Source organism: Coriobacteriia bacterium (assembly GCA_031292615.1).
Taxonomy (GTDB): domain Bacteria; phylum Actinomycetota; class Coriobacteriia; order Anaerosomatales; family JAAXUF01; genus JARLGT01.
The window spans coordinates 1-11,609 of sequence record JARLGT010000007.1; the positions used below are offsets into that span (position 1 = coordinate 1).

12 protein-coding genes are annotated in these 11,609 nt (G+C 63.7%); all 12 read right to left on the reverse strand.

What is annotated here, in order from left to right:
- Nucleotides 1–312, reverse strand: a 312-nt coding sequence (locus P4L93_00400) for a 3-dehydroquinate synthase (GenBank protein MDR3685412.1), incomplete at its 3' end; no start/stop codon positions are given.
- On the reverse strand, nucleotides 309–824 hold the full coding sequence (locus P4L93_00405) for a shikimate kinase (GenBank protein MDR3685413.1): 516 nt from the start codon (nucleotides 822–824) through the stop codon (nucleotides 309–311). The genes P4L93_00405 and P4L93_00400, both read right to left, overlap by 4 nt.
- Nucleotides 821–1,969, reverse strand: a complete 1,149-nt coding sequence (aroC, locus tag P4L93_00410) for a chorismate synthase (GenBank protein MDR3685414.1) — start codon at nucleotides 1,967–1,969, stop codon at nucleotides 821–823. Before aroC ends, P4L93_00405 begins: the two co-directional genes overlap by 4 nt.
- Nucleotides 1,970–2,045: 76 nt before the next feature.
- The gene (locus P4L93_00415; GenBank protein ID MDR3685415.1) at nucleotides 2,046–2,705 is read right to left on the reverse strand and encodes a hypothetical protein; all 660 of its coding nucleotides are present in this window, start codon (nucleotides 2,703–2,705) and stop codon (nucleotides 2,046–2,048) included.
- Nucleotides 2,706–2,718: 13 nt separating this feature from the next.
- Entirely contained in the window at nucleotides 2,719–3,342 is a 624-nt protein-coding gene (pilO, locus tag P4L93_00420; GenBank protein MDR3685416.1) for a type 4a pilus biogenesis protein PilO, read from the reverse strand.
- Nucleotides 3,343–3,353: 11 nt separating this feature from the next.
- On the reverse strand, nucleotides 3,354–4,064 hold the full coding sequence (locus P4L93_00425) for a hypothetical protein (GenBank protein ID MDR3685417.1): 711 nt from the start codon (nucleotides 4,062–4,064) through the stop codon (nucleotides 3,354–3,356).
- The gene (gene pilM / locus P4L93_00430; protein ID MDR3685418.1) at nucleotides 4,065–5,192 is read right to left on the reverse strand and encodes a type IV pilus assembly protein PilM; all 1,128 of its coding nucleotides are present in this window, start codon (nucleotides 5,190–5,192) and stop codon (nucleotides 4,065–4,067) included.
- Between the two features lie 287 nt (nucleotides 5,193–5,479).
- Nucleotides 5,480–6,328, reverse strand: a complete 849-nt coding sequence (locus P4L93_00435; protein ID MDR3685419.1) for a prepilin peptidase — start codon at nucleotides 6,326–6,328, stop codon at nucleotides 5,480–5,482.
- A gap of 436 nt (nucleotides 6,329–6,764) precedes the next feature.
- Nucleotides 6,765–7,118, reverse strand: a complete 354-nt coding sequence (locus P4L93_00440; protein ID MDR3685420.1) for a prepilin-type N-terminal cleavage/methylation domain-containing protein — start codon at nucleotides 7,116–7,118, stop codon at nucleotides 6,765–6,767.
- A gap of 230 nt (nucleotides 7,119–7,348) precedes the next feature.
- Entirely contained in the window at nucleotides 7,349–8,557 is a 1,209-nt protein-coding gene (locus tag P4L93_00445; GenBank protein MDR3685421.1) for a type II secretion system F family protein, read from the reverse strand.
- Between the two features lie 34 nt (nucleotides 8,558–8,591).
- Nucleotides 8,592–10,229, reverse strand: a complete 1,638-nt coding sequence (locus P4L93_00450) for an ATPase, T2SS/T4P/T4SS family (GenBank protein ID MDR3685422.1) — start codon at nucleotides 10,227–10,229, stop codon at nucleotides 8,592–8,594.
- Between the two features lie 144 nt (nucleotides 10,230–10,373).
- Nucleotides 10,374–11,609 (reverse strand): hypothetical protein (locus tag P4L93_00455; GenBank protein ID MDR3685423.1); only part of this gene is annotated, 1,236 nt, incomplete at its 5' end.

An 11,609-nucleotide genomic window follows, 5' to 3' on the forward strand; every position in this document is an offset into this window, starting at 1 on the left:
GATCACGGTGTCGAGCCGATCGAGCCCTGAATCGGCGAACGCCTCGACAACCTCGCCTACCACCTGCCAGTTCTTCGACGTCTCCCCCGCCTCGAAAGTGAGTGGCCGTACGTCGAGCTGTGCCGTGATCAGCTTGGCGCCGACCTGCGTTCCGAACAGCTCGCTGACGTTTGAGTCGCTCACAAGCGCGACCCGACGCCCGCGCGCCACGCCGGCGACGAGATCGCCTGCCTGTCCGAGGACCCCACGGCCCACAATGACGTCGTAGGCCCCACCCTGCGTGCCCACGTGGATGCGGCGAAACTCACTCATGCGCACAGCCCTTCGATGACGGAGACAATTTGGCTGGCAACCTGGTCGGCACTCAGGCCCACTGTGTCGACGGAGACATCGGCGACCGCGGCGTAGAGAGTCTCGCGCGCCTCGAGCAAGCTGGTAGCCGCCAAAACGCCTCCGGGACCGGAGAGGAGCGGCCGCGTGCCGTCGGCGCCCACGCGTGCGAGCGTCTCGCCGGCGCTCACCTTTAGGTATACGACGCACCCGAGACGCTTGAGCACGGAGCGATTCTCGTCGCGAAGCACGATGCCGCCACCGCACGCAACCACGCTGGGCTGCGCCGACTCCAGAGAAAGCAGCGCCTCACTTTCGAGAGCGCGAAACGCGACTTCGCCCTCATCTTCGAAGATCGCGCGAACCGATCGTCCGGCGGAGGCCTCGATGATATCATCCACGTCGACGCACGGCCTGTTCAAGCGGTCGGCCAGCAGTCGAGCGACCGTCGTCTTTCCAGCACCCATGAACCCTATGAGGAAGATGTGGCTCATCGCGCGATCCTCGCGAGATACGCATCTCGGGCCGCGACGATGTCGACCAGCGTGTCGCTGCCAAACTTGCTCAGGTAGGCATCGGCCAGTACCAGCGCGACCTCGGCCTCCGCGACGATTGCGGCTGCTGGCACCGCGCATACGTCGCTGCGCTCCTTGCTCGCATCCACCGGCTCTAGCGTGTCGATGTCCACGCTCGCCAGCGGGCGCATCAGCGTCGGGATGGGCTTCATAGCCGCGCGCACCACGAGAGGCTCACCGTTCGTCATGCCGCCTTCGAGGCCACCCGCATGATTGCTCGGCCGAGTAAAGCCTTGCCCGGCCGTATAGTGGATAGGGTCATGAGCCTGGCTGCCGGGGACATCGGCGAGGCGGAATCCGTCGCCAACCTCAAATCCCTTGATCGCGGGGATAGACATGACTGCTGCCGCGAGCCGAGCGTCGAGGCGCTCAGTGGCTTCGGCGTAGCCGCCAAGACCAGGAACCAGACCCGTTGCCGTCACGTAGAACGTCCCGCCGAGCGACTCGCCGTCGGCGCGCGCTGTGTCGATTGCGACCTTCATCGCCTCACTCGTCTCGAAGTCGGGGCACCGAACGGCGCTCGCTTCGACGAGCTCGGCATCGACAGCTGCCGGGGCGACAGCCGGCATCTGTATGTCGCCGATCGAGTACACGTAGGAGCGCACGCTGACACCTAGCGCGGTGAGAAGCGCCTTGGCGACGCCACCCGCCGCAACGCGTGCGGCGGTGTCGCGCGCGCTGGCGCGCTCCAGGATGTCGCGCGTGTCGTCCGAGGCGATCTTGAGCACACCGGTGAGGTCGGCGTGTCCGGGACGTGGATGGGTCTCGCGGATGTTGTCGGGTTTGGTACCCGACGCAGACATCACGTCGGTCCAGTTGTCCCAGTCTCGGTTGGTCACGGCCAGAGCGACCGGACTGCCGATCGTGCTCCCGAAGCGCACGCCGGAGAGAATCGTCACCCGGTCAGTCTCGATGCTCTGGCGACCGCCGCGTCCGTAGCCGCGCTGACGGCGCGCTAAATCGCGGTCGATGTCCTCGGCGGTAACGGGGATGCCAGCGGGCACGCCCGTGAGCAGCGCCGTGAGTGCGCGCCCGTGGGATTCACCGGCAGTCGTGTAACGCATGGCGTGACCCTTCCAAGAGCGGTTGTCGAGTTCAATGGCAGCGGTGAGGAGCAGTCTAGCGCACCCGCTGCGACAGCTACTTGGACAGGCCTTGACCCGTTGTCAGGGTCACCTGGGTGTCGCCATAGAGCATCACGACTGACGAGTCACCGATGCTGACTACCTTCCAGGGTGTGTCGGCGATTGTGCCGCCCGCTTGGAGCGAGTAGAGAGTCCCGTTCCAGATGAAGGTCGCGGTCTTCTGACTGTCCACCGTCTGAATGCTCACGAGGTACAGTGTGTTCTTGTCGGCCTTGGCGAGAAGGCTTGCCGCAGAACTCGAACTCCCAGATGTCGTCGAGGTGACCACCGGCGCCGTGATCGAGGCGATCACGCTGTCGGCCGTCGGCTTCTTGACCGTGGGCGCGAAGACGTTGCGGAACGTGAAGGTGCTCTCCAGGGGCTTCTCTGGAGGGTCTGTGATGGGGTCGGAATCAGCCGCTGCGGCGGATCCAGTGGCCGACGCGCTGGTCGCCGGTGTCACCATGCGGGTAACAGCCTTGCCTGGCGCTTGAGACGACGGCGTGTTGAAGAACGCCATCCAAACGAGCGTGCCGATGACCGCGATAACGACCACCAAGGCGACTGCGGCGATTACGACCTTGCCCAGCGTGCTCGCCAAGAAGCCAACCGGCTTCTCCTCAGTGACAGGCACCGTTGGCTGCTGCGGATCAAAGTTGTTGGGGGCGTCGACCACCGTCAGCTCCTCTTCACTGTCCGGTTGCAGGAGCGGTGGCGGCAGGCGCGGTAGAAGTTGCGCCCGCGGATGTCGGGATCATGTATGCCTCGAGCTTGATGACAGTCTTCTGGGAGTAGTCGGGGATACTCAGGTTCTCCCTGGCAATCAGGTCAGGGTTGTTCACCCGGACGGTGCTCGACTCGACGATACGAATGCCGCGGCTGAACTTCATGATCCGCTGCAGGTAGTCGACGGTGTCGGCCCACGAGCCAACAACCTCGACCTGAATCGGGATTGAGTAGTAGTTAGCGGTGGCGACGGGCGTCGACGGCGTGACTCCCAGCATCTGAACACCCGAGGCAAAGGCGCCGTCCTGCAACTCGACGATGAGCGACGGCAGGTCGGGCCCGTCCGGCACGAGGTTAGCCAGACGCATCCACTTCGCGTCGGTATCAGACGCATGCTGCTTACTGTCCTCCCGCGTGGCCAACAGGGCCTTTGCGGTCTGGACCTGAGTCCGTGCGTCGGCAATCGACTTGTCGGTCTCGCCGAGCTTTTGCCACTGCGGCCACACAAGCAAGGCGAAGATAGCTATCAGCACCACGACGGTGAGCCCGATAGCGATTCCGATCTGTTCGCGAGGTCCTATCTTCATCTCAGCCTCACCTACTGCGATCCGGCCGAGTTGGCGGCATTGACCGCGCCTTGGGCGGCGGCGGCTGGCGTGGACGGGGAGGCTGGAGCTGCGGCGGCAGGAGTGCTGGCCGCAGGAGGTATGACGACCTTCGTAGTCGCTCCAAAGGTAACGACGTTGACCGGGATGTTGCTGCCGTCGTTGGTAGTGGTCGGCGCCCATGCCCCCCACTGATCGTTGACGGCTGTGGTCAACCAGACGTCGTAGAGCTCCGGCAGCTCGTTGAGGCGTACGAGGGTCTTGGCGACCGATTTGTACGCCACGTCGTCGGACTCGCCCGAGTTGCGAGGCGTCTGCGCCGTCATAACGATGCCGGTGGTCTGATTGATCGTGAGCAGGTCCAGCCATACCTCATCGGGCAGCACGAGCGAGACGTCCTCGGCGACCTGACCCACGTTGACACGGCCGGCGAGCGCCGTCTGCGCAATACTCTGGCGCGCCTGCAGCTCGGCTTCCTTGTTCTGGAAGATGGCGAGCTGCTCGGCCAACACGCGTTGCGAGCTTGCCGACTCCAGAATCGCCTGAAGCTGATCGTTTTGGCTCTTGGCTTCAATGAGGAGGCCAGCGTAGATGAGCAGCATGATGGCGATGGCGACGATTGCGCCGATGCCCACCCAGCGGTACCAACCCTCGTACCGGCGGCGCTCCAGGACTTCCTTCGGAAGCAGGTTGATCCTGAACATCTACGACAGCCCCCCGAGCGCCAGTCCGATCGCGGGCGCGCAGCCCATGCGGTCGGCCATGACGATCTGCTCGGTGTTTGGCGACGTTGCAACATGCGACAGTGGATCGCCGATGACGACCTGGGTCTGCAACCCCTTCTCGAGGTAGCTCGCAAGGTTCTTGAGCTGAGAGCCGGTGCCCGTCAGGTAGATTCGCTTGATGGTGCGCACCTGAGTCGCTTGCGTCAGGTAGTAGTCGAGGGAACGGCGCACCTCGGCGATGAACTTGTTCGCTTCGCGCTCGAGCGCCTCTTGCGCGGCCTGCACGTTGGGCTCCTCCTGCGGAGCCGGGGTGCCGGGAGCGGCATCGATTGCTGGCAGTCCGGCAGTGTTCTTGAGTTCCTCGGCTTCGTCGAACGTCAGGTTCAACACATTGGCGACGGCCTGGGTGAACTGGTTGCCCGCGAGCGAAGAGACGCGGGTGAAGCGCGGAATGCCCCGCTCGACAACGGCGATGTTGGTGAGTCCCGAGCTGACGTGCACGATACCCAGCGCCTCGCCAGCGTTCTCAACCTCTTCGTTGAACCAACTTGGCGTCGTGCCGAGAAGTGCCCGCACGAGGGCAAACGCGGTGACGTTGACCTGCGCGAGCTTGAGCTTGGCGCCTTCAACAGCTTGTACGGCATTCGAAACGATCTCGCGCGGCGCGGCAACCAGGAGCACCTCCATCATGTGCTCATCGGAGGGCGTCATGTAGTCGCCGATGATCTGGAAGTCGAGGATTGCCTGGTCCACAGGGTACGGAATGTAGTCCTGGGCCTGGTACTGGATGGCTTTGGTGAGCTCGTCGCGCTCCATGAACTGGAGGTCGATGAGGCGTACGACGACCTTCTGGCTCGAAACGCCGATAGCCACATCGGAGACGCGGAAACCAAAGCGCTTCCAGAGTTCGCGAAGTGCACCAGATACGGCCTCAGGATCGACGATTTCGCCCTCGACTACAGCACCAAAGGGCATTGCCACCCAGCCGTAGTTCGACAGAACGAATCCGCCACTGGTCGACTTGACCTGGGCAGCGCGAATGAAGTCCGTTCCGATGTCGAGGCCCACCGGTGGTGGTGGGGCGCCCACGAAGAACAGGGATGCCAACGCTTACCCTCCCTCGATCACTGCTACGTCAAGTCTGCGATAAAAGCTACAGCGATGGTCCCGTTCGTGACTATACCACAACGCTCTGCAGTACCTCCAACCACCGGACCACACGTCCTGACCTGCGGTTTCCGTTAGGTCGCCGCCGCCGCCCCGGGTGCTACTAGAGCGGCATGCTCGTAGCGCTTGCGGTCCGGCCGACAGCCTGCTGATCCCGCTGTCTTGCAGTGTATCGTCAACGCGCCAGCTGGACTGAAGCGATTTCGTGCACCTTTTTGTGATTCCTGTCACATGCCAATGCGGGCGATCCCGGCATACCACGCCCAGATCCAAGGACCAACCAGGACGGTGATCACTCCACCGATGGCGAGGAACGGCCCAAACGCGAACTTGTGCCGCCCGCCCTCGCGCGAGCGACGCGCGGAGACCACGCCGTAGACCGCACCGATCAGCGTTCCAATGAACAGCGCCATGAGGCTGTAGAGCCCCAGGAAGAAGCCCATCGCCGCGAGCAGCTTGACGTCTCCGGCACCATACCCCTGACCGCCTCGAACCGCCGAGTAGATCCCCCCGATCACCAGCACGATGCCCGCTGCGGCAACCGCCCCCGCCAGCGCGCTCCAGATGGGCTGCGCCAGTGGCCCGCTTGCAGCCGACACCAACAGCGGCGTTATGGCGACTTGCCCGAACTGCGACACCAGTGCGCCGAGCAGTCCGAACCCGGCCATCATGCCAACCAGAGAGTTGGGCAGGCGCATCGTGTCCCAGTCGATGAACGCTAGAAGCGTCAGCAGGTAAAACAGCACGACGGCGGCAAGCGCAGCGAACGACTCGCCGAAGCGAATCCCCGCAGCCAGCCACAGGATGCCCGAGAGCAGCTCTACGCCCGGGTATCTCGGCGAGATGGGCGCCTCGCAGTCTCGGCACTTGCCGCCGAGCAGCAGCCACGAGACGACCGGAATGTTGTCGTACGGGCGAATGGGCTTGTTGCACTTGGGGCAGTGCGACGGTGGGCTGGAAAGCGACTCACCCCGAGGAAGGCGCCAGATCACGACGTTGCCGAACGACCCAAAGATCAGGCCGAACAGGAACAGCGTTGTGAGCCATAGCCATTGCGGCAGGGCCTCGTAGCCCATCAGGATTCTCCTCGGATAGAGTGGAGTAGCGTGAGGTGCGACTGACTACAGAATAGCGAAGCATCGACGCGCATGCGGCACGACAACGCAAGAAGGGCCGGCGAGAGTGCGCCGACCCTTCTGTGGTTTGGCAAGCGCTGAATCCTAGTAGTGCGCGTGCCCGCAAGAGAGACTTGCGGCAGTTATCGTACCCGATGCGTCGAGTGCGTAGTTCTCGAGCCCGAGCGGGCATGTCGACGCCCGCTTGATGTAGGACCCCGTGACGAGCACGTGCGAAGCGTTGACAGTTCCTGCGGCTGGCAAGCTGCCAGTCGAGGCTTGGTACGACTGAGCCGCACCTTTTCGCCATCGAACTTCTCAAGACATGAAGCCGGCGGGGCGAACACCGCCCCGCCGGCCCTCATGCGTTCAAGTACTCAGGTAGATCGTTGTAGGCCTAGTAGTGAGGGTGACCGCAGGTGAGGCTAGCAGCCGTGACGGTACCGGAAGCGTCCAGAGCGTAGTTCTGGCCACCCAGCGGGCACGTCGGGGCGTTCTTGATGTACCCACCGGTGATCAGCACGTGAGAGCTGTTGACGGTGGCAGCGGCCGGCAGGGCGCCAGTGGCGGCCTGGTACGACTGGACTGCACCCTCAATGGTCCTCTGGTTCGCGAAGCAGGTCTTCTGCTGAGCGGAGCCCTTGGCGGCATTGAAGATCGGGACGGCGATAGCAACAAGGATACCGATAATAAGTACGACGACCATGAGTTCCACGAGGGTAAAGCCCTCACTCTTACGGAACATCTTCATGACCTCGCACCTCCTTTCCCCCTGTTGGGGATGCGTGGGCGACCTTTTGTCCCCCACTCCTGACAGATGTGTTATCGGTACTGGGCAGGGGGACTTGAGGCTTTTCTCTCAGAATTCCAACAAATCTCTTTGTGTTGTGACGTGGGTCACATATCCGCAGCTAGATGACGCAAAGAGGGAGGATCGCGGCGATTCCGCAACCCTCCCTCAACGCTCCGAGCGATTCAGGTCTACTTGACGAGCGTGATGACCTGGAACATAGGCAGGTACAGCGCGATGACCATGCCGCCGACGATGACACCCAGTGAAGCCATCATCAGCGGCTCGATCAGAGACGTCAGGCCGTCGGTGGCAGTGGAGACCTCTTCGTCGTAGAAGTCGGCGACCTTGTTCAGCATCGTGTCGAGCGCGCCGGTTTCCTCGCCGACGCCGATCATCTGAACGACCATCGTCGGGAACACCTTGGTCTCGGCAAGTGGCTTGGCGAGGGTCTCCCCCTCTTTGATGGCCGCGCGTGCGTGCCGTACGGCGCCGGCGACGATGTTGTTGCCAGACGTGTCAGCCACGATATCGAGCGCCGTCAGGATCGGAACGCCCGCCGAGACAAGCGTGCCGAACGTGCGGCAGAAGCGCGCGAGCGAAATCTTGCGAACGAGCGACCCGAAGATCGGCATGTTGAGCGTTGTGGCGTCCCAGATGGTCTTGCCGGGGCCCTTCGACCACCATTGGAACGTGACGACCAGGGCCACTATTCCGATGAGAGCAACGAGACCCCAGATGCTTGCCACGAAGTGCGACGCATCGACGAGGAACTGGGTGATGGGAGGAAGCGTGCCGCCCATGTCCTTGAACATCTTCTCGAACGTCGGGACGACGAAGACCATCATCGCGGCCAATACGACCATGACCAGACAAAACATGGCGATCGGGTAGGTCATCGCGGACTTGATCTTTGCCTTAAGCGAGGCTTCCGACTCTAGGTGGTCTGCAACGCGCTGCAGAACCTCGTCGAGAACACCGCCGGTCTCACCTGCGCGAACCATGTTGATGAAGATGGGCTGGAATACCTTTGGGTGCTTGGCGAGGGAGTCGGAAAGCGATTGACCGGCCTCGACGTCCTTCCCGATCTGAGCGATCACCGTGCGCAGAGCAGGACTCTCCGTCTGTGCGCTCAGAATCGAGAGGCACTTCGTGAGAGACAGGCCGGCGTTGATCATCGTCGCGAACTGGCGGGCGAAGATCGTGACGTCCTTGACCTTCACGCCCGAGCCGAACTTGATCTCGCCGAGCGAAGCGAGCGCACCCTGTTGGTCGAGTTCCAGGATGATGTAGCCCATCTGACTTAGACGAGTCTGCACCGCATCCTTGTTCTCGCCGTCGAGCCGCCCCTTGACGACCTTTCCGGCCTTGTCCCGCACTGCGTAGATAAACGTTGCCATGGTGACTCCTTGTGCCCCTTGTCATCGACTTTGGCTAGACGATGACTCGTACGACCTCTTCGATGGACGTTAGTCCCGCTCTTACCTTCTCAAGTCCGTCCTGACGCAGCGTGAGCATTCCCTGGTCGACGGCGACCGCCTTGATCTCCTCGGCTGTCGCGTTCTCCACGCACAGCCGGCTGATCTCCTCGGTCATCATCAGCACCTCGTGGACACCGATTCGTCCGCGATAGCCAGTGCCTCCGCACTTCTTGCATCCGACGGAGCGGAACACGCTGTCAGGCAAGTTATCGGCAGTGTAGCCCGCGTCTATGAGCACTTCGCGCTTGGGGGTCCACTCTTCTCGGCAGTCCGGGCACAGCTTGCGGGCGAGGCGCTGTGCGAGCACGCAGTCGACCGCCGAGGAGACGAGGAACGGCTCGACTCCCATTTCGATGAGCCGCGTGACCGCGCCGGCCGAGTCGTTGGTGTGCAGCGTCGAGAGCACCAAGTGGCCCGTGAGCGCCGATTCGATCGCGATCTTGGCCGTCTCTTCGTCGCGAATCTCACCAACGAGAATGACATCTGGCGAGCAGCGCAAGAACGAACGCAACGAGCGAGCGAACGTGAGCCCCGCCTTGGCGCTGATCTGGCATTGGTTGATTCCGGGGAGACGATACTCGACCGGGTCCTCGGCGGTGATGATGTGCCGGGCGGGGTCGTTGAGCACGTTGATTGCCGCGTAGAGCGACGTCGACTTGCCCGACCCAGTCGGACCGGTAACCAGAATGGCGCCGTAGGGCTTGGTGAACGACGACTGGAAGCGCTCGAGCGACTGCGGCAAGAAGCCGAGGTCGGTGAGTTGCAGCAGGATGGAGTCGGTGCGCAAGATTCTCAGAACGATGCGCTCGCCGTAGACGGTTGGGAGCGTCGAGACGCGAAAGTCGATCTTGCGGCCGGCCACGGTGACCGCGCAGTGCCCGTCCTGCGGCTTGCGAGACTCGGCGATGTCCATCTCGGCCATGATCTTGAAGCGCGAGATGATGGCGGTCTGGATAGACTTTGGAGCCGGAGGCATAGCCTCGTGCAGCACGCCGTCCACTCGGAAGCGCACGCGCAGGTTGATCTCCTGCGGTTCGATGTGAATGTCGGATGCGCGATCGGCAAGTGCCTTTTGAATGATGTAGTTGACCAGCTTGACCGCCGGCGCCTCTTCCATGACGTCCGTGAGCTGGTCGAGCTCGTCGCTCGACAGATCTTCGCCGAGGAACAGGTCGGACGTGTCTTCGTGCTCGGCAACCTTGTAGTACTCGTCGATGGCCGCGAGTATGTCGTCTTTGGTAGAGATCGCGGGCTTGATGTCGTGCCCCGTGATGATGCGCAGGTCGTCGAGAGCCAGCACGTTTTGCGGATCGGCCATCGCAACGACGAGAACGCCATCGCGAATCTCGATCGGCATCAGCGTGTAGCGGGTGGCAAGTTCTCGGTGGACAAGTGCGACGGCGGACGGCTCGGGACGACGCTCGGAGAAGTCGATGTACTCGATTCCGATCTGACGCGCCATTACCGACAGAATGGCACCCTGACTCGCATATCCCAGGTCCACAAGGACGCGACCGATAGGGCTGCCCGTCGCGCGATTGACCTCGAGCGCGTCGTTGAGCTGCCGTTCGGTGATGATGCCTGACCGCATAAGGAGCTGGCCGAGGCGCTGCCCTGTTTCTGCCACTACGACCTCTTCTACGACTGCGCGATGCCGACGTGCGCAGCACGCTGACTACGAGGGGCCAGGTCCAAACTAACCTGGTCCACTACTGCTGTATCGGGATTGTGGGGCCTAGTCTTTAAGGTCGCCGAGCAGGATGTCGGCGTAGCGCCGGAACTGCTCGTACGTCTTGGTGCCAGCCTTGACGCCGACACGTGCTTCCCCGAACCACATCTCGACTGGGGCGACCATGAACAGGTCGGGCGCTTGGCTGCGCAGGCCTTGTGGCGCAAGCGCCTCGTGGGAGGTGGACGGCGACGACGCCGCGCTCGTCGGTTCGAGTGCCACCCGAACGTGAGCTTTCGGCCGATGCGGGTGCTCCGGCGCTGGTGCGGGCTGCCCCGCGGGAACCAAGGGAGACTCTGCAGCGCGCGGGGGCGCGGCTCGGACGACGGCCGCCGGCCGCGGTCGAGCTGGCTCGGCTGCAGCGGCAGGCGCAGGTTGAGGCGTAGGCGCCGAAGCTGGGACGGGCGCCGAGACCGGGGCGGGTGTGGACGGCTGGACGGGGGCAGGTACCACAGGCGGCTGGACGGGGGCAGGTGCGGGGGTAGTTGCCGAGATCGGGGTAGGTGCCGGCGCTTGCCGCGCGATAGGCTCAGGTAGGGGTGCCACGTCGGCCGTGGAGCCTGTGGCTGGTGCTTGCCGTGGGACGCGCGGGGGCTCGGGTGCTGGCGTCGCCGAGGGTTCGGGCTGAAGCTCAGCTCCAACGAGCAGCGCGGCTTCCGGCGCCGACGGGATCGCGGGTGGAGCCCACTGTGGTGGCGCGGTGGAGGCAACCTCATGGGTCGCCTTGGCCGCAACTTCCGTGGGGACCTCCGGTGCTCGCCATTCGGCTTCGGCAGCCTGTTCGACCGGTGCACCAGCAGGGATGGGCGCTTCGGCGGGAGCAGCGTCTTGCACCCACTCAAAGGCCGCAGTCGATTGAAGCGCAGACTCCCCTAACTCGCCGAGCGACGGCATGGCCGGGTAGACCTCCAGCGGAAGCGAAGGCGGCGCGCTCACGACTTCCTCGGCAGGCATGACGTGGACCGCAGGCGCCGGTGGTTCCGAGATCTCGGGCTCCGGCACTGGAAGCGATGCGGGTGCGGCGGGAACCGGCGCAACCTCGGGAACGTGGATCGGGTTCTCGGGGACGACCGGCGACGAGGGCGCCGAGGAATGCGGCGTCTCGGCGGGCACGTCGGGCACGACAAGCGGCAGCGCTGCGAGCGCTGCGAGAGTCGACGGCGACAGCTGAGTGGCCGATGCGGGTGCCGGCGCAGGCGCCGGCTGCGGCGCAGGGGTGGGTGCCGGCTGCGGCGCAGGGGC